Source organism: Halorubrum sp. Atlit-8R, assembly GCF_003666025.1.
Lineage (GTDB): Archaea > Halobacteriota > Halobacteria > Halobacteriales > Haloferacaceae > Halorubrum > Halorubrum salinarum.
This window is the reverse complement of the sequence record NZ_QPLV01000001.1, coordinates 66386-92310: the sequence shown is the minus strand read 5'-3', so window position 1 is coordinate 92310 and position 25925 is coordinate 66386. Positions and strand designations below refer to the sequence as shown.

The 25925-nt window shown below is 70.0% G+C and carries 24 protein-coding genes; 17 read left to right on the top strand and 7 right to left on the bottom strand.

Annotated elements, in window-relative coordinates; all coding sequences use genetic code 11:
• The first annotated feature begins 129 nt into the window (after positions 1-129).
• The 3 genes from DVK05_RS00390 (at position 130) to DVK05_RS00380 (ending at position 3733) form a co-directional block, all read left to right on the top strand.
• Positions 130-2280, top strand: a complete 2151-nt coding sequence (locus DVK05_RS00390; RefSeq protein ID WP_121561487.1) for a caspase family protein — start codon at positions 130-132, stop codon at positions 2278-2280.
• Positions 2281-2603: 323 nt separating this feature from the next.
• Positions 2604-2852, top strand: a complete 249-nt coding sequence (locus DVK05_RS00385) for a hypothetical protein (protein ID WP_121561486.1) — start codon at positions 2604-2606, stop codon at positions 2850-2852.
• An 83-nt stretch (positions 2853-2935) separates the two neighbouring features.
• Entirely contained in the window at positions 2936-3733 is a 798-nt protein-coding gene (locus tag DVK05_RS00380) for a winged helix-turn-helix domain-containing protein (RefSeq protein ID WP_121561485.1), read from the top strand.
• Positions 3734-3741: 8 nt separating this feature from the next.
• On the opposite strand, the gene DVK05_RS17680 is transcribed toward DVK05_RS00380, so the two are convergent.
• Together DVK05_RS17680 and DVK05_RS00375 are read right to left on the bottom strand one after the other, a co-directional pair.
• Positions 3742-3864, bottom strand: coding sequence for a hypothetical protein (locus DVK05_RS17680; protein WP_255409695.1), 123 nt, complete (start codon positions 3862-3864; stop codon positions 3742-3744).
• A 97-nt stretch (positions 3865-3961) separates the two neighbouring features.
• The gene (locus tag DVK05_RS00375; RefSeq protein ID WP_121561484.1) at positions 3962-4495 is read right to left on the bottom strand and encodes an inorganic diphosphatase; all 534 of its coding nucleotides are present in this window, start codon (positions 4493-4495) and stop codon (positions 3962-3964) included.
• 343 nt (positions 4496-4838) lie between these two features.
• Here DVK05_RS00375 and DVK05_RS00370 point away from each other — a divergent pair, with 343 nt between their 5' ends.
• Positions 4839-5189, top strand: coding sequence for a PadR family transcriptional regulator (locus DVK05_RS00370; protein ID WP_121561483.1), 351 nt, complete (start codon positions 4839-4841; stop codon positions 5187-5189).
• A gap of 97 nt (positions 5190-5286) precedes the next feature.
• On the opposite strand, the gene DVK05_RS00365 is transcribed toward DVK05_RS00370, so the two are convergent.
• Positions 5287-6090, bottom strand: coding sequence for a hypothetical protein (locus DVK05_RS00365; RefSeq protein ID WP_121561482.1), 804 nt, complete (start codon positions 6088-6090; stop codon positions 5287-5289).
• The gene (gene rnhA / locus DVK05_RS00360; protein ID WP_121561481.1) at positions 6077-6673 is read right to left on the bottom strand and encodes a ribonuclease HI; all 597 of its coding nucleotides are present in this window, start codon (positions 6671-6673) and stop codon (positions 6077-6079) included. The genes DVK05_RS00365 and rnhA overlap by 14 nt, the downstream gene beginning before the upstream one ends.
• Before the next feature lie 112 nt (positions 6674-6785).
• Between rnhA and DVK05_RS00355 the strand changes: the two genes are divergently transcribed.
• The 10 genes from DVK05_RS00355 (at position 6786) to DVK05_RS00310 (ending at position 18392) form a co-directional block, all read left to right on the top strand.
• Positions 6786-7244, top strand: coding sequence for a molybdopterin-dependent oxidoreductase (locus tag DVK05_RS00355; protein ID WP_121561480.1), 459 nt, complete (start codon positions 6786-6788; stop codon positions 7242-7244).
• Between the two features lie 32 nt (positions 7245-7276).
• The gene (locus DVK05_RS00350) at positions 7277-7921 is read left to right on the top strand and encodes a molybdopterin-guanine dinucleotide biosynthesis protein B (protein ID WP_199712267.1); all 645 of its coding nucleotides are present in this window, start codon (positions 7277-7279) and stop codon (positions 7919-7921) included.
• Positions 7918-9477: a P-loop NTPase gene (locus tag DVK05_RS17185; RefSeq protein ID WP_199712266.1), complete on the top strand. Its 1560-nt coding sequence runs from the start codon at positions 7918-7920 to the stop codon at positions 9475-9477. Before DVK05_RS00350 ends, DVK05_RS17185 begins: the two co-directional genes overlap by 4 nt.
• Before the next feature lie 279 nt (positions 9478-9756).
• On the top strand, positions 9757-13281 hold the full coding sequence (locus DVK05_RS00340) for a molybdopterin-dependent oxidoreductase (protein ID WP_121562422.1): 3525 nt from the start codon (positions 9757-9759) through the stop codon (positions 13279-13281).
• Between the two features lie 33 nt (positions 13282-13314).
• The gene (locus DVK05_RS00335; protein ID WP_121561479.1) at positions 13315-14505 is read left to right on the top strand and encodes a 4Fe-4S dicluster domain-containing protein; all 1191 of its coding nucleotides are present in this window, start codon (positions 13315-13317) and stop codon (positions 14503-14505) included.
• Positions 14506-14512: 7 nt separating this feature from the next.
• On the top strand, positions 14513-14731 hold the full coding sequence (locus DVK05_RS00330) for a hypothetical protein (RefSeq protein WP_121561478.1): 219 nt from the start codon (positions 14513-14515) through the stop codon (positions 14729-14731).
• 17 nt (positions 14732-14748) lie between these two features.
• Positions 14749-15588, top strand: a complete 840-nt coding sequence (locus tag DVK05_RS00325) for a molecular chaperone (protein ID WP_121561477.1) — start codon at positions 14749-14751, stop codon at positions 15586-15588.
• 78 nt (positions 15589-15666) lie between these two features.
• Positions 15667-16653 carry a transcription initiation factor IIB family protein gene (locus tag DVK05_RS00320; protein WP_121561476.1) on the top strand — a complete coding sequence of 329 codons (987 nt, stop codon included), beginning with the start codon at positions 15667-15669 and terminating at the stop codon, positions 16651-16653.
• 102 nt (positions 16654-16755) lie between these two features.
• The gene (gene nreA / locus DVK05_RS00315; RefSeq protein ID WP_121561475.1) at positions 16756-18084 is read left to right on the top strand and encodes a DNA repair protein NreA; all 1329 of its coding nucleotides are present in this window, start codon (positions 16756-16758) and stop codon (positions 18082-18084) included.
• Positions 18085-18137: 53 nt separating this feature from the next.
• Complete coding sequence (locus DVK05_RS00310) at positions 18138-18392, top strand: preprotein translocase subunit TatA (RefSeq protein WP_121561474.1); 255 nt, start codon at positions 18138-18140, stop codon at positions 18390-18392.
• Positions 18393-18791: 399 nt separating this feature from the next.
• Here DVK05_RS00310 and DVK05_RS00305 read toward each other — a convergent pair whose 3' ends face one another.
• Together DVK05_RS00305 and DVK05_RS00300 are read right to left on the bottom strand one after the other, a co-directional pair.
• Positions 18792-19088: a hypothetical protein gene (locus tag DVK05_RS00305; protein WP_121561473.1), complete on the bottom strand. Its 297-nt coding sequence runs from the start codon at positions 19086-19088 to the stop codon at positions 18792-18794.
• A gap of 395 nt (positions 19089-19483) precedes the next feature.
• Positions 19484-20482: a radical SAM protein gene (locus tag DVK05_RS00300; RefSeq protein WP_121561472.1), complete on the bottom strand. Its 999-nt coding sequence runs from the start codon at positions 20480-20482 to the stop codon at positions 19484-19486.
• A 151-nt stretch (positions 20483-20633) separates the two neighbouring features.
• Here DVK05_RS00300 and DVK05_RS00295 point away from each other — a divergent pair, with 151 nt between their 5' ends.
• Both DVK05_RS00295 and DVK05_RS00290 read left to right on the top strand, forming a co-directional pair.
• A complete protein-coding gene (locus DVK05_RS00295; protein ID WP_121561471.1) occupies positions 20634-21356 on the top strand; it encodes a DUF6517 family protein in 723 nt (240 codons plus the stop codon).
• A gap of 134 nt (positions 21357-21490) precedes the next feature.
• Entirely contained in the window at positions 21491-22600 is a 1110-nt protein-coding gene (locus DVK05_RS00290; protein ID WP_121561470.1) for a DUF373 family protein, read from the top strand.
• A 151-nt stretch (positions 22601-22751) separates the two neighbouring features.
• Here DVK05_RS00290 and DVK05_RS00285 read toward each other — a convergent pair whose 3' ends face one another.
• Positions 22752-23867 (bottom strand): hypothetical protein, encoded by a 1116-nt coding sequence (locus tag DVK05_RS00285; RefSeq protein WP_121561469.1) that lies wholly within the window; start codon positions 23865-23867, stop codon positions 22752-22754.
• Positions 23868-24120: 253 nt separating this feature from the next.
• On the opposite strand from DVK05_RS00285, the gene DVK05_RS00280 reads away from it, so the two are divergent.
• Complete coding sequence (locus DVK05_RS00280) at positions 24121-25917, top strand: response regulator (RefSeq protein WP_158598842.1); 1797 nt, start codon at positions 24121-24123, stop codon at positions 25915-25917.
• Positions 25918-25925: the final 8 nt, after the last annotated feature.

Below are 25925 nucleotides of genomic sequence, written 5' to 3'. Positions count from 1 at the left end.
GGGACTTTATCCGTTCGGTCCGCGGCGATCCGGCCGACGCAAGCTTTATCGCCGCTTTCGCCCAACCGAACGGTACCAACCCCCGCGGCGTCCGTCCCCGTCCGCCCGAACGACGGCCGCGGAGCCCCCATGAGCATCGACATCGACCCGCTGCGCGAGGCCGACGGGATCACCGTCACGGACCACATCGAGAACACCCAGTTCGAGGTGTACACCGACCGACCGGTCGAGCCGCGACGACGGCCGGAGTCGGACCACTACTTCCCGGTCGACGCCAGCGTCGCCGTCGAGACCGGCGCGATCGAGATCCCGCGCGTCGCGGTCGTCGAGACGCGCGCCGGCGACGGGTCGCTGCTCACGCACGGCGACTGCTACACGATGTCGGACGGGACGTACCACGTAGGGATCAACCCGGCACCGACGAAGCTGTACCTCACCTTCGACGCCGGTTTCTCCGTGTCCACGACCGACCGGACCACCCGGATCGACCTCGATACACCGGGCACCGTCGGGCTCGGCTTCCGGTCGCTCCACCAGACGCCGGCGGGAACGATCACCACGCCCACCGATCCGGAGTCGCTGATGGACGCCGTCTCGCTGCTCGGCTCCGCGCTCCAGACGACCAGCCCCGAGCGGTCGTTCCCCACCCTGCGGGGGCATCCCCCGCTGATCGAACCCGGCGACAAGTTCCGCGTCCCCGAGCGGGTCGAGCCGGTGGACAGCGGCGTCCGGATCGTCGTGCCGCCCGAGTACCGCTACCTCTACCCCGTCGTCTCGCTGGCGTACTACTTCGCGGCCGACGTGGTCCCCGGCGACGACCCGCGGATCGAGGGCGACGGGTGGACGTACCCGCTCGAACCCGGCTTCGAGGCGCGGACCGCCCAGGTGCTCAGGCAGTCGTTCCACATGGACTGTCTCGCCCGCACGGAAGGGTTCTACCCGGTCGACCTCCACGAGCGCGAGACGACCGGCCTCGACCTCGACTGGGGGCGCCTGTACGACCTCCCGCTCGCGGAGCGGCTCGGCGAGTACCTCGACGTGCCATTCGCGGATGTCGAGCCCGAGCTGCCGCAGTGGACCCTGACGACGGACGTGCGCCCCGACCCCGGGAACGTGGAGATGCTCCCGTTCGTCGCGGGCGAGCTGTCCATCGTGCGCTCGCCGGAGACCGTCACGCCGGTGGAGGACGACGGCGGGGCCGGCGTCGGCTTCCTGGGCGGCGCGGACCGGAGTTCCGCGCGGGCGACGAGGCGGGAGGTCCCGGCCGGCGGCGTCGGCCTCGGGGACGACGAGTTCGTGCGCGGCGGCGCGAGCGCGGCGGCCACCCGCGGCGCGGACGCCTCCGCGGAGCGCGGCGCCGTCGCCGCCCAGACCGACTTCGTCCGACCGGAGCCGGTCGACACCGTCGAGCACGCGTGGGTCGGCGACGGCGTCCCGCTCGACGCGAACAAGGCGACGCTCGACGCGTACCACCGCCGGCTGGTGACCGAAGAGGTCGAGCAGTCGCGGATCTCCGTCCTCGTCGTCTGTAACGACGCGCAGATGCGCGAGGAGGGGAAAGTCGCCAACCTGTACGGGCTTCGCGACATGGTCCAGTTCGACATCGAGGTGCGTCATAGCCTCACCCGCGAGGAGATGCGCGACGTGCTCGCGTCGGACGTCGATTTCCTCCACTACATCGGCCACGTCGACGACCGAGGGATGCAGTGCGCGGACTGCTACCTCGACCTGACCGACGAGGATCTTGAAATCAAGGTCAGCGCCTTCCTGCTCAACGCCTGCCAGTCGTACCAACAAGGCGAGGCCCTCGTTCACCGCGGCTCGCGCGGCGGCATTGTTACCCTCTCCGATGTGGCAAACTCGCCCGCGACGAAGCTCGGCCGAATCATCGCTCGCCTGATGAACAGTGGGTTCAACCTCCGGACCGCGCTCCACGTGGCGAAGCGGGAGCTGATCACGGGTCACCAGTACATCGTGGTGGGTGACGGGGGGACGACGATCTGTCAGAGCCGGAGTGGTGTGGCCGTGGTATTTAATGTAGAAAAAAGATCTGAGGAAGAGTTTGATTTATCAGCAGACTTTTATCCAAATGGCCATCATAAATCTGGATCACTCGCAACGCTAAATACAAATGTTATAGGATACAATTATTACGTTCCCTCTCTTGTGGACTGTGAGTCAATATCAAAAAGTGAGCTGCTAGATTTGATGGAAAAAGAGTTAATTCCCGTGTTTTACGATGATGAACTAGCTTGGAGTGGTAGTATTACAATTGATTAGGGCCCAGGATTAGAAGCAGCGACATTCGCCGCCGCGGGCGCCGCCTGCGTTAACAGCAGCAGGGCGGTGAACAGGACGCCGGCCATTTTCGGATTCTCTGCCACGTACTCCGCCACACTTTCGTGCATATTTGGAAAGTGTCAGGCTTATTAAATATTTAAATTGTTCTGCGGTTGAATTATACCCATATTTGAAAAATTTGAGATCAGTATTAAATTGAGACAGCATTAGATGGGTGTAAAACGCCCACAACACACGGCCGTCACCGAAACGGCGACCAAGGACCGCGTTTTTTCACCGCCGCGCGCGGAGGTCGGGATGCTATGACCGACATCGAAGCGGCGATCCAGGATGCGTTCGAGCACACGGAGTACGACCTCGGCGACGTCGCGGTGAACCGCCGACAGGTCCGCGTGCCGGTGAGACAGGAGGGCGCCGACCCCGACGCGCTGCGGGCGGTGATCGAGGAGGCGCTCGGCGCGGACGCGCTCGCGGCCGTGACCGTGACCACGGAGCGCATCGCCGGCGAGGACACCGTCGGCACCGTCGTCTCGTTCCGCTACCGGGACTGAGGACGAGAGCGCGCGGGTCGCGGCGACCACCGCGAGGACGCGGTATGGTTAACACGGCGGTACCCGTACACACGGATCGTACGATGACGGCCGAGGACGGACACGACGGCGCACAGTACCTCGCCGGCTCGCCCGTTCGGGTCGCGATACTCCGGGCGCTGCGCGAGGAGCCGCGGCGTCCGGCCGAGCTGACCGACGCGGTCGACGCGACCCGAACGACGGTTCAGCGGATCCTCGGGGGGTTCCGCGAGCGGGACTGGGTCGTGAAACGCGACGCCGACTACCGGGTGACGCCGACCGGAGTGCGCGTTCACGACGCGTACGAGGCGCTCCTGACCGAGGTGGAACGCGGCGAGCGCTACGGGCGGTTCGCCGAGACCGTCGAGCGCGTCGGCGTCGACTTCCCGCCGGAGGGGATCCCCGACAGCGACCTCACGGTGGCGTCCGATCAGAACCCGCTGGCGGTGGTCGACCGGCTCACGGACCTCCTGCGCGAGAGCCGCGGCGCCGAGATCCGGGCCGTCTCCCCGGTCGTCCTCCAGCAGTTCAACGACGCGGCGGCCGCGGCGCTGGACGGCGGCGCGGACGTGGAACTGATCATCGACCGCGACGTCGCCGACGCGTCGGTCGCGGAGTTCGGTCCGGCGACGGACCGCGCCCTGTACGACGACGACGCGACGGTGTACGTGAGCGCCGAGCCGATAGAGTACGGGCTCGTCCGGTGCGGCGACGTCGCGTGCGTGGCCGCGTACGACGAGCGGAACAACCCACGATGCGTGCTCGAATCGACGGACGAGACCGTCGTCGACTGGGTCGACGAGGCGTTCGCGTCGCTTCGGGACGAGGCGACGCCGCTCTCCGCCGTCGTCGAACGCGTCTGAGGAGTCGGCTACGCGTCGTCGGTCGTCGCGGTCTCCTCGGCCGCCGCGTCGACCGCGTCGTCGTGCGGGTCGAAGTTCGCGGGAACGACCGTCGGGTGATCGATGCCGACGGAAGGCGTGGTGGCGCTCATGGCTCTACGCGAGGGTACGCGACTCATGTTCTAAAAATTACCCATAGGCATAACGCATCCGGCCGCGGGCGGTGGATGCGTCCCGGTTATCGGTCCGTTACGCGAAGTGCTCGTCGTACAGGTCCTGCGCGTGCTCGATGGCGTCCTTCGCGGCGGCCTTGTCCTCCCAGCCGAGCGTTTCGACCTCCTTGCCGGCCTCGAGGTTCTTGTAGGTCGCGAAGAACTCGTCTATCTCGTCGAGGGTCTGCGGCGGGATGTCCTCGAGGTCCTCGATGTGGTCGAACCGCGGGTCCTCGGTCGGCACCGCGATCACCTTGTCGTCCTGCTCGCCGTCGTCGTCCATCTTCATCAGGGCGACGGGGCGGGCCTCGACGACGCAGCCGGGGAACGTCTGGTCCTCGACGAGCACCATCACGTCGAAGGGGTCCTCGTCGTCGTAGTACGACTGCGGGATGAAGCCGTAGTCGTACGGGTAGTGGACGTTCGAGTGGAGCACGCGGTCCAAGACGACGCCGGGGATGTCCTTGTCGTACTCGTACTTGTTGCGCTCGCCTTTGAGACACTCGACGACGGCGTAGATCTCGTCCGGCGCGTTCGGTCCCGTCTCGAGATCCTCCCAGAGGTTGACCATGTGCCCGAAGATGGGTCGAAGTCGGGCAAAGTCCTTTCGGGATCGCCTGAGCCGGCGGACGCGCGACGCGACGGGAACGTCGACCCGCGGCGCCGATCCGACCCCGTTAGACGTCGAACCCCGGGTTTCGATCGCGAACCGAAACGGCGCTGCGACCGACGGATCGTCGGTCCACTCGGCGCGAACGGAATCGATCGGTCGAACGCAGTCCGCCGGCGGATAGCACGGATGTCCGCCGAGAGACCGTCGGTACCGAGAGATCCGGACAACCGTTGGGGGTTACGCATCGCAACGATCGTGAATGTTGAGAAAGACTATAAGTTCGGGCCCCTTTCCATTACGCATGTCAGAGGCACAAACAGTCACTGATGAATCGAGGGCGGCGAGCGATCTCACGGCGTTCCAGCAGAACATCCTGACCATCCTGGCCGAGGAGCCGATGTACGGTCTCGCGATCAAGCGGGAACTGGAGGCGTACTACGGCTCCGAAGTGAACCACGGCCGCCTGTACCCCAACCTCGACGACCTCGTCGACGACGGGCTCGTCGAGAAGAGCGAACTCGACAAGCGGACGAACCAGTACGAACTCACCGAGGCGGGCCACGACGTGGTCCTCGGGCAGATCGAGTGGGTCCTCGACCGGTTCGTCACCGACGAGGAGCGCGCGGACGAGGTCCGCGCGCTGCTGGAGTAGTCGAGCGCGCCCCGCGGGGCCGTCCGGCATCGAACGCTAACCGACCCTTTTGGCACACGGCGCGGCGAAAGCCGCGTTTTTCTCCGCCGAGCGACCGCTACGCCGAGTCGCTCGTGTCGGGTGAGTCCGCGGCGTCGGCGGACCCGTCGGCGTCGGCGGACCCGCCGGCGTCGTCTGGTTCGTCGCCAGCGGGATCGTCCACGTCGTCGACCGCCACGTCGGCGGCGACGGACTCGATCACGGACAGCGACTCGTCGACGGCGTCGAGCTGCTCGTCGGTCGGCCACCCGTTCCGGACCAGGTACTCCTCGCGGAACTCCGCCCGCATCTCCGGGGTCGCGTCGTCGACCGTGCGGACGTAGTGGTTGCTCATGAACGTCGCGAACGTCTCCGCGGTGCGCGCGTGGACCGCGGCCTCGCGCTCGGCGACCGCCGCGGCCACCGCCTCGTTGTACGCGGCCACCTCGCGGTAGCGGTCGGCGTCGCCGGGACCGGACAGCGACACCTCGACCGCGCGGTCGGTGTCCTCGACGCGGTCGAGTTGGACCGTCCCCTCCTCCATCCACTCGTCGGGATACAGCACGAGCGCGTCGTCCTCCTCGCGGACGCGCGCGGTGTAGCCGTACTCGGCCGCGAGGGCGTCGCGCCGCTCGCGGTACTGCGCGGCCGCCTGCTCGATCTCCGGGGTCGGCTCCGCGGACTCGGCCTCGCGGGCGAGCCGCGTGAGCCGCTCCGCCTCCTCGACCGCCTCGACCGGCACGTCCGGGACGCGCTCGTCGTCGGGGTCGGGAGAGTCCGCAGCGTCCGCGGGGTCGTCAGTCGCCTCCTCGTCTCCCGCCGCCATCATCTCGCGCGCCCGCTCTTTGGCCCACTCGGGCGGGTCGTCGTCAGTTCGCGTCATCGAGTGCCTCGTTCGCCAGATCGTCGGCGCGCTCGTTTATCTCCCGCGGTACGTGGGCGATCGACCAGCGGTCGAACCGCTCCAGTAGCTCCCGGGCGCGGACCCGTCGCTCGCGCAGCTCCGGGTCGTTGGCGTTCCACTCGCCGCGGACCTGCTTGACCGTCAGCTGGGAGTCGCCGCGGACGTCGACCGCGTCGAAGCCGTACTCGTCGGCCGCCTCCAGCGCGCGGATCAGCGCCGCGTACTCGGCCTGGTTGTTCGTCGCGCGGCCGATGCGCTCGCCGCCCTCGGCGACGACGCCGTCGGACGTGACCAGACACCAGCCCACCGCAGCCGGGCCCGGGTTCCCGCGGGAGGCCCCGTCGAAGTAGACGTGCGCGCGGCCGCCGCCGTCGCGAAGCAGGGCGGTCAGGCGGGTGGGGTCGCTCCCCTGGACGACGACCTTGTCGTCGTACGCGACCGCGACGGCCCCGTCGCGGTCGGCGCGCCACCGCTCGTGGGGCGTGTTCCCCTCGTCGATCCGGACGCCGGCGTCCGCGAGGCGCTCGCGCGCGACCGTCGGGTCGCAGTCGATGGTCGGCATTCGTCCGGGTTCCGCGCCGGGCGGACAAAGGGCTGTCCGTCCGCCGACTGAAAAAGGACCGAATATATGAGGCGTAGCCGACACGGGCGGCGCGTCCGTCGATTACGACGCAGTGACCTCGTCGAACGTCGGCTCGAACCGACCGAACGCCGGGGGCGCCGCGGAGCGCTCCGCGCCGGACCTGCTCGCGCAACTCCACGCGGTGCGCGAGCGGCGCGGAGCGGTCACGGTCGCCTGCCGCTACCGGTGTGCGACCGGGACCGAGTTCGGCGGCGAGTGGCGCGGGGTCGCGGTGGCGCCGCTCCTCGACGACGCGCCGCCGGAGACGACCCACCTCCGCGCCGAGTCCGCGGACGGGTACCGGGCGCACGTGCCGGTGCGGGACGCGCTCGACGCCGTCGTCGCGACGGAGCGGCTCGACGGCCCGGCGGCGGGACTCCCGCGGCTCGTCGGCCCGGACTTCGACAGCGCACAGACCGTCAGGGACCTCGCGGCGCTCGCGCCCGTCGCGCTCCCGCCCGACGCGGACCCCGTTCCGGGGACCGTCGACGGGGCGGCGGGCGGCGAGTGACGCGGGCGCGGCGACCCCACACCACGCGAGCCATGAACCCAACGACCCGAGAGCGGAACGAGACGGACGAGTCGGCGCCGGAGGACCCGCGGGCGGCCGGCGGGGCGCGGCGAGGCGACGCCCCGCTTCCGCCGGTCGTCGCCGTCGCGGGGCCGAGCGGCGCCGGGAAGACGGCGCTCGTCGAGCGGCTCGTCGACGCGTTCGCCGCGGCGGGGCGGCGCGTGGCGACGGTGAAGTCGATCCACCACGCCATCGAGCCGGACGAGCCGAGGACCGACACCCACCGCCACCGGACCGCGGGAGCGGCGGCGACGGTCGGGATCACGCCGCGACACGCCTTCGAGGTCCGCCCACACGACCGCGGCGGGAGCGGCGACGAGGGTGAGAGCGGCGACGGCGGCGCGGACGCCCGGAAGCGCGCCGCGCTCCGGGACGCGCTCGACCGCTTCGCGGCGGGCGGGTACGACCTCGTCGTCGTCGAGGGGTTCGCCGAGGTGGCCGTCCCGACGGTCCTCGTGGGCGACGCCGACCCCGAGCGCGTCGCGGGCGAGGTCGTCGCCGACGGCGACGAGCCGTTCGACGCGGTCCGCGAGGCGGTCCGCGCCGTCGACCCGCCGGAATCGCTCGGCCGAGCGCAGGCGGCCGAACCGACCGCGACCGACACCGACCACAGATGAGCGATGACACGCGCGACGAGACGGAGGCACCGGACGCGACGAACGACGAGTCGGAGCCGGAGGCCGACGGCGCCGACGGCCGGCCGCCGGGCGTCGAGACCCGCGAGGCGCCGCCGACGGACGACCCGAACCGGAACTACCGTCCGATCGACTTAGAAGAAACCGGGAAGGGCGCACTCCCGCGGAACCACCCGGCGCTGGGGGAAGGGGGCGGTCCGCAGGGGGGCGGTCCGCAGGGGGGCGGTCCCCCGGGCGGCGCGAGCGGCCCGGGCGGCGGGTCGCCGCCCGACGCTCCGGTCGAGACCGACCTCCCGGACGCGGAGCGGATCCGGAACCGGATGGTCCGGGAGATCCGGTCGATCGACACGCCGCGCGGCGACCCCGTCTCCGCCGAGGTGCTCGCGGACCTCGACGTCGGCGACGGCGTGGTGACGGCGACGCTCGACGCGGGCGGCCTCGACCCCGCGGTCGCGACCGCGGTCGGCGAGCAGGTACGCGGGGCCGGGCTGGCTATCGACGGCGTCGACCACGTCCGGATCGAGAGCCCGGAGCGGAGCCGCGTCGAGGGCGAACTCAGCCCGGAGGGGGTCGAGCACGTCCTCGCGGTCGCGGGCGCGAAGGGCGGCGCGGGCAAGAGCACCGTGACGATCGCCCTCGCGCGGGCGCTCCGCGACGCCGGCCTCGACGTCGGCGTGTTCGACGCCGACTTCCAGGCGCCGGACCTCACCGAGTACCTCGGCGCGAGCGACCCGGTGGTCTCGACGCCCACCGGGCGCCCCTCGCCCGCGTACGCCGACGGGATGCGGATCGTGAGCATCGACCTCGTCTCCGGGGACCGCCCGACTGCGTGGCGCGGCGCGATGACCCACGACGCGCTCGCGGACCTGCTCGGCGAAGCCGTCTGGGGCGACCTCGACGTGCTCCTCGTCGACCTCCCGCCGGGCGTCGGCGACGTGGCGCACACGGTGTTCTCGCGCGTCCCCGTCGACGGCGCGGTCGTCGTGACGACCCCCTCGGACGTGAGCGTCCGGAACGTCACGCGGACGGTCGGCCTGCTCGACGCCCGCGAGGTGCCCGTCGCCGCCGTGGTCGCGAACAAGGTCCGCGCGGGCGACGCGGTCGACGACGACGGTGGGGCGGCGGGCGACCGCGACCCGGCCGACCTCGTCGCGGAGGCGACCGGCGACCCGCCGCTCGTCTCGCTCCCGTTCGACGGTGCCCTCCGCGACCCGGCCGGGTTCGAGTTCGACGCGCTCGGCGAGGCGACCGCGGCCGCCCTCGACGACCTCCGGAGCGCGGTGACCGCGTTCCTCGACGAGGCCGGTCCGGACGTGCCCGACGACGCCGTCGACATCAGCGGCCTGCCGGACCGCCTGCGCGAGCAGCAGGCGCTCATCGAGGCGGGCGCGGCCCCGGACGGCCCGCGGCCGCTCCTCGTGGACCGCGGCGACGACCGGGTCGGCGAGGCGCTCGGCGACGAGTTCGCGGTCGACGTCGAACCGGTCGACGACGACCGCTCGGTGGTCCGAGTCGAGGGCGAAGCCGGGTCGGTCTGAGCGGCTCGCGGGTGTCTTTTCGCGTCGCGTGTCCTCGGGAGGCAAGCGAGCGAGAAACTCCCGGACTGAAGCGAGAAGCGACGCGGACCGCGATGCGACGCGCTCGATCGTTTAAGTGATTCACCCCGAAGTGATTCGCCGGAGTGTAGGGGAGTAGGAACGCGAGAGCCGTTATAATCGCCCGGAAGCCCATCTTCCGGGCGCGATGACCAGGAACCGATCGGTCCGGTACGGGGGGCGACGATCCGACACCCCGGCGGTTCGATGGGGGTGGTCCGGATGAGTCGCGCCGACGACGAGGAGAGCGACTACGAGGTGAGCCGGCGCGACGTGTTGACCGCGGCCGGCGCGGTCGCGGGCATCGGCGCCGCCGGCTACCTCGGGAGCACTCGACTCACGATGGGGGACGACCCCGGGCCGTTCCCGGGCCGGCGGAGCCCCTTCGAGGCGTACCCGAACGAGGAGTGGGAGTCCCACTACCGCGAGGTGTGGGACCGCGACGACTCGTTCATGCTCACCTGTACGCCGAACGACACGCACAACTGCTACCTGGAGGCCGCCGTGAAGAACGGCCAGATCACGCGGCTGGGGCCCTCGATGAACTACGGCGAGGCGACCGACCTCCAGGGGAACCAGGCCTCACAGCGCTGGGACCCGCGCGTCTGTAACAAGGGGCTCGCGATGGTCGAGCGGTTCTACAGCGACCGCCGCGTCCAGGCCCCGATGGTCCGCGAGGGGTTCCGCGAGTGGGTCGAGGAGGGGTTCCCCCGCAACGAGGACGGGTCCATGCCGGAGGAGTACGCGAACCGCGGCGAGGACGCCTTCGTCGAGGTCGACTTCGAGGAGGCGTACGACCTCGCGGCCCGCACGTTCGTCGAGCTGGCCGAGCAGTACAGCGGCGAGTCCGGCGCGGAGCGCCTGCTCGAACAGGGGTACGACGAGCGCATCGTCGAGGAGATGGACGGCGCCGGCGTCCGGTCGATGAAGTTCCGCGGCGGCATGCCGCTGCTGGGGCTGATCAAGCTGTTCGGCCAGTACCGGAACGCCAACTCGATGGCGCTTCTGGACAACTACGTCCGCGACGTCGACGAGGACGAGGCGCTCGGCGCGATGGGGCTGGACAACTACTCGTTCCACACCGACCTGCCGCCGGGCCACACGATGGTCACCGGGCAACAGACCGTCGACTTCGACCTCGCGAACGTCGAGCACGCCGACCAGCTCGTCGTCGCGGGGATGAACTACCTCACCTCGAAGATGGCGGACTGCCACTGGCTCACCGAGGCCAAGGTGAAGGGCACGAAGCTCACCGGCATCTTCACCGACTACAACGCGACCGCCTCGAAGTGCGACGAGGTCGTCACCGTCCGCCCCGCGACCGACTCGGCGCTCTTCTTGGGCGTCGCCCGCGAGCTGATCGAAAACGACCTGTACGACCCCGAGTTCGTCCGGGCGAACACCGACCTCCCGCTCCTCGTCCGGATGGACGACACGGAGCTGCTGCGCGCGAGCGACGTCTTCGCCGACTACGAGCCGGCGGACTTATCGAAGACCGAGACGGTCGCCGACGACGAGGAGCGGCCGACGGCGGGCCGCACCGACATCGCCGACCAGGTCATCGACGAGGAGCTCCGCGAGGAGTGGGGCGACTTCGTCGTCCGCAACGAGGAGACCGGCGAGCTTGAGCCGGTCACCCGCGACGACGTGGGCGACGACTTCGACGTGCCCGCGACTATCGAGGGCGCCTTCGAGGTCGAGCTCGCCGACGGGGAAACCGTCGAGGTGCGGACCGTCTTCGACCTCATCCGCGAGCACCTCGCGGAGACGTGGGACCCCGAGAGCACCGCCGAGGTGACCGGGACGCAGCCGGAGGCGATCGAGAACCTCGCGAGCGACGTGGCCGACAACAAGCAGGAGACGCTCATCCTCACGGGGATGGGGCCGAACCACTACGCGAACGCGGACCTGAAGGACCGGGCCGTGTTCCTCGTGGCGTCGCTCACCCGCAACGTCGGCTACCAGACCGGCAACGTCGGCTCCTACTCCGGCAACTACCGCGCCGCCTACTTCAACGGGCTCGAACAGTACACGAAGGAGAGCCCGTTCGACGTCGAGGACGACCCCGACGCGGACGCGACCGTCGACCAGCGGTACGACATGCACTCGGCGCACTTCTACACCAACCTCGACAAGCCGCTGAAGGTCGACGGGGAGTACTTCCAGGGCGACTCGCACATGCACACGCCCACGAAGTCGATCTGGGTGTCCGGGTCGAACTCCATCCTCGGCAACGCGAAGGGGGCGTACAAGGTCATCGAGCGGATGCTCCGGAACGGGAAGATAGAGGCGTTCTTCACCAACGAGTGGTGGTGGACGATGACCTGCGAGTACTCCGACATCGTCTTCCCCGCCGACTCGTGGGCGGAGCACAACGTCCACGACATGACCGCCTCGGTCACCAACCCGTTCATCACGACGATGCCGGAGTCGGAGATCGACCGGATCTACGACACCCGCAACGACGCCCAACACTACAAGGGCGTCGCGGAGCGGCTGGCGGATATCACCGGCGACGACCGCTTCGTCGACTACTGGCAGTTCATCGACGAGGACGAGCACCGCGCGAAGCCGTACCTCCAGCGCATCGTCGACCACTCGAACACGGTGAAGGGGTACGACGTGGAGAACTTACTCGAGGACGCCCGGCAGGGGACGCCCGCGATCATCATGACGCGGTCGTACCCGAAGCACGTCGGCAACGAGCAGACGCTCGACGACGACCCCTGGTACACCAAGACCGGCCGGCTGGAGTTCTTCCGCGAGGAGCCGGAGTTCACCGAGGCCGGCGAGAACATCCCGCTCCACCGGGAGCCGATGGACGCGACGCCGTACGAGCCGAACGTCATCGTCGACGACAGCGACAGCCCGGTGATCGACCCCGAGACGCCGGACGACCGCGGGTGGGACGGCGACGAAGTCGAGGACACAAACGACCGGCAGGTCCGGAACGTGGTGCGCTCGCCGAACGAGCTCACCGACAGCAGCCACCCGCTCAACGACCTCGACCAGGGGTACGAGTACGTGTACATGACGCCGAAGTACCGCCATGGCACCCACTCGTTCGGCAGCGACCTCCCGAACATCGCGGTGTGGTGGTCGAACTTCGGCGACATGACCCGCCGCGACCAGCGGCAGCCGTACTTCGGCGAGGGGTACATCGAGATGAACCCCGCCGACGCGCTCGCGGAGGGGCTCACCGACGGCGACTACGTGTGGGTCGACGCCGACCCGCAGGACCGCCCGTACCCCGACTGGGAGGCGAGCGACGACTCCTACGACGTCGCCCGCGCGATGATGCGCGTCCGGTTCCAGCCGAGCCTCCCGCAGGGGGTCACCCGCAGCTGGATGAACGTGACCAACGCCTCCCACAAGTCGGTGGCGGCGACCGAGAGCCGCGACGACGGGATGGCGAAGGCCGAGGACACCAACTACGTCGGGATGTACCGGCAGGGGGGCCACCAGTCGGCGACGACGACGTGGCTCCGCCGCACGTGGCTCACCGACACGATGCCGCGGAAGAACCTCGCCGGGCTCAACCTCGACGACGGGTTCGAGCCCGACGTCCACGCCGCCAACGGCGCGCCGAAGGAGGCGTTCGTGAAGGTCGAGAAGGCCGCGGACGGCGGCGTCGACGGCGAGGGCGACTGGCGCCCGGTCGAGGAGGGCGTCCGCCCGACGAACGAGGACGAACGGATGGAAGAGTACCTCGCGGGCGGCTTCGTCGGCCGCTCGGAGTCCGACTGACCGACCACACACCGACACCACCACACCAGACCAATGGCAACCGTCTACAACTGGCAGATCGGCCGCGAGATGGAGTACCCCTACGCCGAGAACCGCCCGGACCGACAGTGGGGGGCCGTCTTCGACCTCAACAAGTGTATCGCCTGCCAGACGTGTACGCTCTCGTGTAAGACCACCTGGACCCACGGCGAGGGTCAAGAGCACATGTTCTGGAACAACGTCGAGTCGAAGCCGTACGGGGCCCACCCGCTCGGCTGGGACCAGGAGATCTTAGACCGACTCGGCGTCCAGGAGTGGGGCTCCGACGGGGTCTACGACGGCGACACCATCTGGGAGGCGAACGACGTCGACTGGGAGGAGACGAGCCCGACCGAGGAACACGTCGCCAACGAGGGCCACGTCGCGAGCTACATGCCCGACGACGCCGACTGGGCGCACCCGAACCTCGGCGAGGACGAGCCCGCGGGCGAGGCGTTCGCGGGCGACACCCACATCGAGGGCGAGGAACACCCGATGTGGTTCTTCTACCTCCCGCGGGTGTGTAACCACTGTACGTACGCGGGCTGTGCCGGCTCCTGTCCGGTCCAGGCGATCTACAAGCGCCAGGAGGACGGGATCGTCCTCATCGACGAGGAGAGCTGTCAGGCGCAGCTCCAGTGCGTCCAGGCGTGCCCGTACAAGAAGTCGGTGTTCAACCAGGCGAAGGGGAACTCCCAGAAGTGCGTCGGCTGTTACCCCAAGGTCGAGCAGGGGCTCGTCCCGCAGTGCTTCGAGAACTGCCTCGGGAAGATCCGCCAGCACGGCTGGGTGAACCCGCCGGAGGAGGCGGACCCGACCAACCCGATCGACTACCTCGTCCACGAGGCCGAGGTGGCGCTGCCGCTGTACCCGCAGCTGGGCCTGGAGCCGAACGTCTACTACATCCCGCCGATCAACGTCCCGGACGACTACCTCTTCCAGATGTTCGGGCCCGGCGTCGAGGAGGCCAAGGAGACGTACCGCCGCGCCCGCGACGGCCGCGCCGACCAGCGCAAGCTCCGCGGCCTGCTCCACCTGATGGGCAGCACGGAGTGGCGCATCGAGGAGTTCGAGGTGACCGAAGACCAAGCGATCGGCTACGACGCCGACGGCCGGACCGTCGCGAAGGTCCCGATGGAGGAACCGCGCGCCGAGCGCCCCAAGTTCGAGCAGGGGGTCGACGCCTACCGACTCGACGTGACGTGATCCATCCATGAGCGATACCGACGCGACCCACGACGATCCGCCCGCGGGCTGGGGCGGGGACCTCTCCCCCGCCTCGGAGCGCGACGTCCACCGCGGGCGGCTCTACGAGGCGCTGGCGACTGCGTTCGACCGCCCGCGGGGAACCGCGGCCGACGCAGAGCGCGACCCGGACCCGACCGTGCTCGGGGAGGTGATCGCCGAGGCGGCCACGGCCGCTCGGATCTGACCGGCGCCGCCGCGGCGGTGGCCGACCGCCTCCCGGACGACCCGACGGCGCTCGAACGCACGTTCGCGCGGACGTTCGGCGTCGAGACCGACGGCGCGGTCGACCGCTACGAGGTGGCGTACGCGCCCGGCGGCGTCACGGTCAACACCGACCGGATGGCGGACGCCGCCGGATTCTACCGGGGGTTCGGCCTGGAGAACGCCGACGGCGCGCGCGACCGCGCCGACGCGATATCGGTCGAACTGGAGTTCTGCTCGCACCTCGCGGCCCAGCGCGCGTACCTCCGCGAGGAGGGCGACGAGACGGGCGTCGAGCGCGTCACGGACGCGACGGCCGCGTTCGTCGAGGACCACGTCGGCCGGTGGGTGCCGCGGTTCGCGGCCGACGTGCGCGAGGCGGCCGACGGGGGCCCGTTCCCCGCGCTCGCGGACGTGCTGGAGGCGTTCGTCGACCGGGAGGCCGACCGCTTCGGCGTCGACCCCGAGGTGTTCGAGGCGCGGCCCGACGGCCCGGTCGAGAGCCTGACCGGCGTCGACACCGACGCCGACGGGCGGCTGAACGTCAGCTGCGGCGCCGGCGGCGGCGCCGACGCGAGCGGGCCGGCCGACCACCCGGCGGCGACCGGCTGCGGCGCCGCCGGCCGCGAGAACTTCACCGGCTCGCCCGGCCAGCGCGCCGCGACGCCGACCGCGGGCCGGGGGACGCCCGAACCGAGCGACGGGGCGTCGGAACGGCCGGGTGGCACCCCCGATCCGGAGGAAGAAGGAACCGCCGGCGCCGCGGACGACGGCGACGACGCGTCGGCCGACGAGCGTTCGGCATCCGAGGGGCTCCCGAGCGAGCCGCCGTCGGGGTGAGCGCCGCGAAAGTCCGTGCTACTCACCCGCATGGTAACGAACTTTTAAGTTAAACCGATTGGATAGCATATAAATGCGATGACACGGCCCACCCGGCAACGGGATCACGACCGGCAGCGCGTGGGGGACGAGGACGCCGAGGAAGCGGAGATAGACATCGAGGACGTCGACGAGTTAGACCCCGAGGACTTCGATCCGGAGGACCTCACCCGGACGGCCGACGGGGAGCTGATACACGAGGAGACGGGGATGATCATCGAGGACGAGCAGATCGATCCCGGCCCGGAGTGGCGCGCGTTCAACCACTCGGAGCGGCAGGAGAAGTCGCGCGTCGGCGCCCCGACGACGAAGACGATGCACGACAAGGGGCTGACGACGACCATCGACTGGAAGGACAAGGACGCCTACGGCCGCTCCATCTCCTCGAAGAAGCGGTCGCAGATGCACCGCTTACGGAAGTGGCAGGAGCGAATTCGGACGAAGGACGCGGGCGAGCGCAACCTCCAGTTCGCGCTCTCGGAGATCGACCGCATGGCCAGCGCGCTCGGCGTGCCGCGCTCGGTGCGCGAGGTGGCGTCGGTGATCTACCGACGGGCCCTGAACGAGGACCTCATCCGGGGGCGCTCGATCGAGGGCGTCTCCACCGCGGCCCTGTACGCCGCCTGTCGCAAGGAGGGGATCCCCCGCAGCCTCGAGGAGATCTCGGAGGTCTCGCGGGTCGACCGCAAGGAGATCGGCCGGACGTACCGCTACATCTCCCAGGAGCTCGGCTTAGAGATGCGGCCGGTCGACCCGAAGAAGTACGTCCCGCGCTTCTCCTCGGAGCTGGAACTCTCCGAGGAGGTCCAGTCGAAGGCCAACGAGATCATCGAGACGACCGCCGAGCAGGGCCTCCTCTCCGGGAAGTCGCCCACCGGCTACGCCGCCGCCGCCATCTACGCCGCGTCGCTGCTCTGTAACGAGAAGAAGACCCAGCGGGAGGTCGCCGACGTGGCGCAGGTCACCGAGGTCACCATCCGCAACCGGTACCAAGAGCAGATCGAAGCGATGGGCATCCACAGTTAGGCGGCCTCGGTCCCGCGGTCCCTCTACTTTCCCCTCTCTGCCGTTCTGAACGGCGCCCGCGCCGGAAACGTTCAAGCCGGTGCGCCGCCAACGCCGATCCGAATGCGGCTCGACGAGTTCATCGAGTTCGAGGCGAACGAGCGCGCCGAGCGGCGGCGCCTCGCCGCGGAGAAGGACTACGGCATCCTCGATCACCTCGACTCCTTCGAGCGGCGCTTCGACGAGCACGTCTCCGACGACGCCGTGGTCGGCAGCGTCTCGCCCTCCATCTTCGTCGGCCGCGCGGACTACCCGAACGTCTCGACGGGCCTGCTCTCGCCGGTCGGACGCGAGGAGCGCGCGGAAGCGTTCGAGACCTCCGCGGCGTGGTACGACGAGGGCGTCTCGATTTCGGACGTGTTCGACCGCCGGACCAGCCTGCTCAACTCGACCCGCGGCGTCGACGTCGCGGACGCGGGCGCGACGAGCGGGGCGAAGTCGGTCGGCACGGGGGGCGGCCCGGCCGAGAGCGTCCACGACGCGTGGGACGGCTGGCTGGGCGTCCAACGCGAGGTCGCGATCGCGGACCGCCCGGTCGACGTGGAGATCGGGCTCGACGGCCGCCCGGACCTCGACTTCGAGGTGGGGACGGAGGACATCAAGACGCCGACCGGGCCGCGCGCCGCCGCGCAGCGGGCCGACCTCGGCGAGAACCCGCACGTGCCGCGCCCGGTGAAGAAGACGCTCGAAGACGACGACTGGCGCGCCGAGGGCGCGATGACGTACCTCTACCGCCGCGGGTTCGACGTGTACGAGATCAACACGATCCTCTCGGCGGGCGCGCTGGGGCGCGGCGAGAACCGCCGGCTCGTCCCGACGCGCTGGTCGATCACGGCCGTCGACGACACGGTCGGCCAATTCCTCCGCGGCTCGATCCGCGACAACCCCGCGGTCGATCGGATCGAGGTCCACCGCAACGAGTACCTCGGCAACGCCTTCTGGGTGATCTTGGTCCCGGGGCGCTGGGAGTACGAGCTCGTCGAGATGAAGTCGCCCGGCTCCATCTGGAACCCCGACCCCGAAGCGGGGGTGTACCTCGCGGCCGCCAGCGAGGGGCGCGAGGGCCGGACCGGCTACGTCGAGGAGACGGCAGGCGCCTACTACGCGGCCCGGCTCGGCGTCTTAGAACACCTCGACGACCGCGGTCGGCAGGCGAAGGCGCTCGTCTTACGCCACGTCTCCGACGACTACTGGGGCCCGGTCGGCGTCTGGCAGGTGCGCGAGGCCGTCCGGAACGCGTTCGACGGCGAGTTCGGGGCCGCCGAGACGTTCGGCGAGGCGGTCCGCGGCGTCGCCGACCACCTCCCCGTCTCGCTGAGGCGCCTCCGCCGGAAGTCGACGCTCGCGGCCGGGCTCCAGGCGAACCTCGCGGACTTCGTCGACGCGGACTGAGCCGCGGACCCCTCGCCCCGATCGCTTTAGTCGCGCCGTCGAGTGGACGGCACATGGTCTCTCTCGTCCCCGCGTTCGGCGGCGTCCCCGGCGGTCCGGAGCTGGTAATCATCATGATCATCGCCGTGCTCCTCTTCGGCGTGCCGCTCGTCCTCGTCGCGGGCGCGGTGGTGTACCTCACGACGCGCTCCGACGACGGAGGTGCGGACGCCGACCGGATCGCCGAACTGGAGGCGGAGGTCGAGCGCCTCCGCGAGCAGGTGGGCGACGATGGGGACAAGCTTGAGGAGGAAGAGGAGAGCTCGTGAGCGGCCGAAACGGTCGGCGCGTGCCTGCGAGGTCGCCTTGCGGCCGAGCAGCACGCGCGAGGGAGTCGGTGGCCCGGAGCGAAGCGGAGGGCCAGCGACGAGGCTGGGGAGGCGTGAGGCCGCGGTGCTGTGCGGGGCGGGACTCGAAGGGGCAGTCGCGAGGGCGCCGCAGACGACGTAAGCACCGCAGGGAGCGAACGGAGTGAGCGACCGAGGAGCGCAGCGAGTGTGCGGCGCCCTCGCGACTGGGGCTTCGGAGGCGTTGATACCGATTATCGACTTATAAACAGACACATATAGCCGAGCGGCTGGGGCTTCGAGGGTGTCAGCACTGTCTACGAGGTCAATCAATTATAAGTAGATGACAGGGAAACGAGGTCGCTTCCCACGGCCGTCCGCTCAGTCCTCGGCCCAGTAGTACAGCTCCTCGCGGGGCGCGTCGCAGTTCGGGCAGTTCGCGGGGAGCTGGTCGCCGATCTCGCCCATCTCGCCGCACTCCCAACAGCGCCACATGACGTACGCGGTGCCGAACACGTCGCGCGCGTCGGTGAGCGTCAGCGTGTCCGTGCCCGACGGCGACGCGACGTAGAAGCCGTCGTCGTCGACCCCGCGGATCGAGCCGAGCCGCTCTCCGTCCTCGTTGTACACCGCCTGTCCGATGCTCACGTCGGCGAATACGGGTTCTTCGGAGGCCATACGCGACCGTACGTGTTTATCACTTATAATTGTGATAGTAGGTGGCACGACGCGGACGAGATATGGGACCACTACTCGATGGAGAACACCGTCAAAGCCCCAGCCGGGAGGACTCGCGCGGCTTGCTGTGCTCCTCGTTACTCGCTCCGCTCGTTCCTGCGGTGCTTACTGCGCCGTGCTTCGTCCTCCCGACTGCCCCTTCGAGTCCCGCCCCTCACCGCACAGCACCGCGGCCTCACGCCTCCCCAGCCTCGTCAGTCGCCGTCGCTCCGCTCGGCGACTGACTCCCTCGCGCGCGCTGCTCGGCCGCAGCGCGGCCTCGCAGGCGCGCGCCACCGCCGTTCCTGCGGGTAAGCACCGGGAATCTTCGTCAGGAGAACCGAACCGCGCCTCGCTCAGGCGACCGGGGTGCGCTCGACGACCGTCCCGTCGACGGTCGGGTACTGCTCGACGATCTCGCCCTCGTCTAAGTCGCCGTCCTCGACCATTTCTTCGAGCAACCACCACGCCACCTCGACGTGGTTCGACTTCACCGTGTAGAACTCCTCGGGAACGCCGAGCGCCTCGAACCGCTCGGGGTCGGCGAATGCCTTCCCGTAGACCAGGGTCCCGTCGTCGGTCACCTCGTCGAACTCCCGGCGGATGTTCCGCGCCATCCGCTTGAGGCGGTTCCGGTGCTGGGCGGCGTCTTTAAACACCGACGTACAGAAGTACACCTTCTCGTGGCTCGCCATCTCCTCGAGGATGGCGTCGTCCTTCGACCCCTCGACGGCGGACATGTGGCCCTCCTGGAGCTCGAACCCCTCCTCTTGCATCCGGCGGTAGTTCCCGTCGGACATCTCGAACTCGTTGATGTTACAAAAGTCCGCGGCGCCCTCGTCTAAGAACTCCAGGAACTCCGGTTCCGCGCGGATGCCGGGGATCTCGAAGGCGGGCGTGAGCCCCTCCTCGCGGGCGATGTGGAGGATCTCCTCCCACTCGGTGCCGTGCATGTCGCCCCACATCTCCAGCGGCGGGTGGAAGCGGATCTCGTCGAGGCCCGCCTCCGAGAGGCGACGCATGTTCTCGCGGCCGCCGGTGATCCCGGTGTAGAGGTGGGTGTGGTGGTCCTCGCCGAACTCGTCTTTCAGGAGTTCGAGGTACCGGGTCGTCTTCGCCATCGCCTCCTGCGGCTCGCCGCCGGTGATCGAGGTGCCGAGCGCGCTCATGCGCTTTGCCTCCTCGATCACGTCCTCGTCCGACTCGACTTTCCGCTCGTTGGCGTACACGTCGGTGACGTTCTTCCGGTTCTCTCCGAGGGGGCAGTAGAAGCAGTCCCGCTGGTCGCAGTACCCGTAGACGAAAAGCACCATCTTCCCGCCCTTGGCGCACTGTTCACAGCCCTTGGAGATCATCTACCCCCCTCTACCGGCCGCGACGTGAAAAAGCGTGCGAAGCGCGGAGTCGGGCGAGAGCGGTTGTCACGGCGACGTGACGGAGCGAGCGGGCGGCGGTCCGACCCGCTCGAACACAAAGTATGTACCCCCGCCGCCGTCAGTGACGGCCATGAACCGAGACCCGACCGCCGAGCACGACGCCGAGAACAGCGACGCGAGCGACGCCGTCACCCGTCGCCGGGCGCTCGCGGCGGGCGGGGCGGTCGGCCTCGCGAGCCTCGCCGGCTGTACCGCGTTCGAGGTGGCCACCGGCGAGGGGCCGGCGGAGTTCGCGGCCGGCACGGCCACGGTCGCCGACGCCACGCTCTCGGAGAGCGGGTACGAGCTCAACGAGGTCTCGGAGGAGACCCTCTCTCGGGAGGTCGAGGCGGCCGGGCAGACCCGCGAGGTCCGCGTGACGAACACGGTGGCCGAGTACGACAAGGCCGTCGAGCTGTTCGGCGAGCGCTACCAGGCCGCCGTCTTCGCCGCGGTGACGACGCCGCAGATCGAGGTGCTCGGCGAGGCGCTGAACCCGATCGCGGAGTTCAGCACCCGCGAGCGCGCCGAGCTCATCCTGAGCCGCTTCGAGGGCGTCGGCGACCTCGAACGCGGCTCGGAGTACTCGACCGAGGTCCTCGGCTCGGACGCCGGGGTCGTCGTGTACACGGCCGACGCGGAGATCGAGGGCACGGGCGTGACCACCGAGCTGGAGCTCCACATCGGCGAGCCGGTCGGCGTCGGCAGCGACTTCGTCCTCCCGCTCGCGGCGTACCCGAGCGCGTTCAGCGACGGCGAGAACGTCCGCCGGATGATGAACGGGATCGAACACGAGCCGAACGAAGAGAACTGACGGGCGCGGCGGCGCGGGGCGACGCGCACAAACGCGGCCGCGCGCATCGGCCGCGCGGGCCGACGCGGTCGCCGGGTTCGACGCGAGCGAGCCGAGCCGAAAACATATGCCGTCCCCCCGCGTAGCCTCGACCGATGCTGCTCGTCCTCTGCGTCGACCTCGACGACGACCTCGGCCGCAAGACGGGGATCCCCAGCCCCGTCATCGGCGACGAGGACGTCACGGAGGCCGCGGTCGCGCTCGCGACCGCCGACCCGGAGGACTCCGACGTGAACGTCCTCTTCCAGGGCGTCAACGTCCACGACGAGCTCGCCGCGGAGGGCGAGGCCGTCGAGGTCGCGGCCGTCACCGGCGTCGACGGCCCCGACGTGAAGGCGAACCGCGCCGTCGGCCAAGAGGTCGACCGTGTCCTCGCCGAGCTGTCGACCGGCGAGGAGGTGTCGGCCGTCGTGATCACCGACGGCGCCCAAGACGAGTCCGTCCTCCCCGTGATCCGGTCGCGGATGCCGATCGACGGGATGCGCCGCGTCGTCGTCCGCCAGGCGCAGGACCTCGAGTCGCTGTACTACACGATCAAGCAGGTCCTCGCGGACCCGGAGACGCGCGGGACGATCCTCATCCCGCTGGGCGTGCTCCTCCTCATCTACCCGCTCGTCGTCGTCGCGAACCTCTTCGACGTCGCCGGCGCGGCCGTGCTGGGGATCCTCTCCGGCGCCGTCGGCCTCTACTCGCTGTTCCGCGGGCTGGGGCTCGAAGAGAGCGTCGACGGCGCCGCCGAGAGCGTCCGCAACGTGTTGTACACCGGCCGCGTGACGCTCGTCACCTACGTCGTCGCGCTCGCGCTGATCGTCGTCGGCGGCGTTCAGGGGGTCGACACCGTCGACACGGTCCGGACCGCGCTGGGGAGCCCGCTCGCCGCCGGCACCGCCCTCGCGGCGTTCGTCCACGGGTTCGTCCAGTGGCTCGGCGTCGCGGGCGTCACCTCCAGCCTCGGCCAGATCACCGACGAGTACCTCGCCGGTCGGTTCCGGTGGCGCTACCTCAACGCCCCCTTCTACGTGGCCTCAATCGCCGTCGTGCTGTTTGCGGTCTCCGGGTTCTTCCTCCCGGACGCGCCGGGCGTGACGGCGCTCGGCCTCTCGGAGCTGGCGTTGGCGCTCGCGGCGGGGACGCTCATCGGCGTGTTGAGCACGCTCGCGTTCGCGGTCGCGGAGTCGCAGCTCCCGTCCGCGGAGCCGGTGTGAGGCGGGGAGAAAGCAGGCGTCCGTCGCCTACCGCGGCGTCCAGGAGTCGCACGCCTCCATGTCGTCCATCAGCTCGTCGTAGTGCGCGCAGTAGGGGCGCATCCCGTCCGCGGAGCCGGTGTGAGGCGGGGAGAAAGCAGGCGTCCGTCGCCTACCGCGGCGTCCAGGAGTCGCACGCCTCCATGTCGTCCATCAGCTCGTCGTGGTGCGCGCAGTAGGGGCGCATCCCGTCCTCGGTCCGGACGTAGTCGAACTTCTCGCAGTTGCCGCAGTAGGCGTCTCCCGGCCCGTCGCGCGCGGCGGGGGAGCCGGGCGAGGGGGTCGACGGCGAGGCCGGTCCCTCCGAGCCCGGGCCGTCGAGCGGGGAGCTGATGTCGGTCTCGGCGCTGCCGCCGTCGCTCACGCCCGCCGAGCCGGGGGTGGGGGCGCCGCCAGTCCCCGACCGGCCCGCCCCGGACGGTCCCGTGCCGTTCGACCGGTCGCCCGCGGCGGAGCGGCCGTTCGACCGACCGCCGGAGCGGTCGGACGCCCCGGGGGCGGCCGTCGCACCCGATCCGTTCGTCGCACCCGATCCGTTCGTCGCTCCGGTGCCGGCCGCCGCGCCGGCGGGGTCTCGATCGGCCGGGCGGGACGCGCCGCGTGCCGGTCGGTCCGCGTCGTCGGGGCGGTTCGTCTGCGTCTCGACCTCGCCGTCGGGGGTGCCGCCGAGGAGGCCGACGCCGCCGGGGCCGTTCAGCTGGTCGCGGGGGACCTCGACCACCTTCGTCTCCCCCTTGTGGGTCACCTCCATCGAGACGGTGCCGCCGGGGTCGTTGCGGGTCTTGAAGTTGGCGACGCCGACGAACACGCTCCACAGCGTCGTCGCGGCGCCGAGGAAGTAGACGCCCGCGGTCGGGAGGGTGAGGTCGGTCAGCTCCGGGCGCGGCCCGCCGACCCACTGCTGGGGGTACGCGTGGGCGAACAGGGCCACGCCGAGACACATGACGGCCGCGCCGACCGCCGCCGCGGCGTAGGTGTTGCGGTCGGCCGGGAGGACGGCCATCACGCCGAGCAACACGAGCGGGACGCCGACGCCGCCGAGGATCCCGCCGACCTCCCTGGCGGTTCCCGACGAGAACCCCGACGGCATCGCCACCTCGGCCGCCACGAGGATCCCCGCGACGACGAGCAGCGCGCCCGCGACGAACGACCCCACACCGAGGTACAGCCGACGCGGGTCGACCCCGGAGCGCCCCCGTCCACCGTACGCCTCCGAGAGACTGGTCATGGGCGGGGTACGTCGTCCACCGTGAAAACAGTACGTCAGACGATCACCCGCGGGGCGGGCGAGCGCGCGCCGTCCGACGGCGGCGACCGCTCGTGAACGCACCGCGCTGTCGGGCCAACGGTCGGGCTCAAGCGTGGGGCGAGAGGCGAAAGCCGGAGAGACGGCCGGCGTCGGCGACCGGAGGCGCGAGATGCGAGCGTCGCCACCGGATTTATCAGTTCCAGACGTGATTGTTCGTCAATTGGTGGCACAGATGGAGCCGATAACCGACTCGATCCGCGTCCTGTACGTCGACGACGAGCCGGAGTTCGCAGAGATGGCCGCGACCTTTCTCAGACGCGAGGACGACCGGTTCGAGGTCGAGATCGTGTCCAGCGGGACCGAGGGGTCGGCCAGGCTGGCCGACGAGTCGTTCGACTGCGTGATCTCCGATTACGACATGCCGGGACAGAACGGGATCGAGTTCCTGGAGACCGTCCGCGACGACCACCCCGACCTCCCGTTCATCCTCCACACCGGCAAGGGGAGCGAGGAGGTCGCCAGCGACGCGATCTCGGCCGGCGTCACCGACTACATCCAGAAGTCCGGAAGCGCCGATCAGTACGCGCTGCTCGCCAACCGGATCCTGAACGCCGTCGAGGCGCACCGGTCGCGGCGCATCGCGGCGGAACGGACGCGGCGGTTGGAGACGCTCATCAGCAACCTGCCGGGGATGGTGTACCGGTGTCGGAACGAGCCGGGGTGGCCGATGGAGACCGTCAGGGGCGAAGTCGAGGACCTCACCGGGCACAGCGCCGGCGCGATCGAGGGCGACGACGGGGTCGTCTGGGGCGAGGACATCCTCCACCCGGACGACAGAGAGGAGATGTGGGCGACCGTTCAGGCGGAGCTTTCCGCGGGCGACACCTTCGAGGTCACCTACCGCATCGTCACCGAGGACGGCGAGACGAGGTGGATGTGGGAGCGCGGGCGGGGCGTGTACGCGGACGACGGCGAACTGGACGCCCTGGAGGGGTTCATCACCGACATCACCGAACGGAAACAGCGAGAGCAGGAGCTCGCGAAAAGCGAGTCCCGGTACCGGACGCTCGCGGAGAACTTCCCGAACGGCGGCGTCTTCTACGTCGACCGCGAGTTCCGGTACCAGATCGTCTCCGGGAGCGGCTTCGACCCGCTCGACACCGACCCCGACGACATCGTGGGGCGCAGCGTCTCCGAGGTCGAGCGGTTCTCCGAGGAGCTTATCGAGACGATCGAGGCGGTCCACGAGGCGACGCTGGCCGGAGCGTCGGAGCGCGTCGAGGTGCCCTACGAGGACCGGGTGTTCGAGATACGGACGGCGCCGGTCCGCGAGGACGGCGACGTCGTCGCCGGGCTCCACATCGCGCGGGACATCACCGAGCGGCGGGAGCGCGAGGAGGAGCTCCAGCGACAGAACGAGCGCCTAGAGAAGTTCGCGCGGGTCGTCAGCCACGACCTCCGGAACCCGCTGAACGTGGTCGAAGGGCGGCTCGAACTGGCCCGGTCCGAGTGCGACAGCGACCAGCTCGTCGAGGCCGAGCAGGCGCTCGAACGCGGGCAGGCGCTCGTCGACGACCTGCTGTCGCTGGCGCGCGAGGGGAAGGTCGTCACCGAGACCGAGCCCGTGCCCCTGGAGGAGGTGGTCGAGGGGTGCTGGGCGGGCGTCGAGACCGGCGACGCGACGCTGAACGTCGACGCCGATCGCGCGGTGATGGCCGACCGGGGGCGGCTGAAACAGCTCCTCGAGAACCTGATCCGGAACGCCATCGACCACGTCGGTCCGGAGGTGACCGTCGAGGTCGGGCGCCTCGCGGACGGGTTCTACGTCGCGGACGACGGCCCCGGGATCGCCGCGGCCGACCGGGAGGCAGTGTTCGAGTCGGCGTACTCGACGGTGCCGGACAACACCGGATTCGGGCTGGCGATCGTCGGCGAGATCGCGGACGCGCACGGCTGGGACGTGACCGTCACGGAAAGCGCGGCCGGCGGCGCGCGGTTCGAGATCACCGGGGTCCGGTTCGCCGCGTAGGCCCGGCG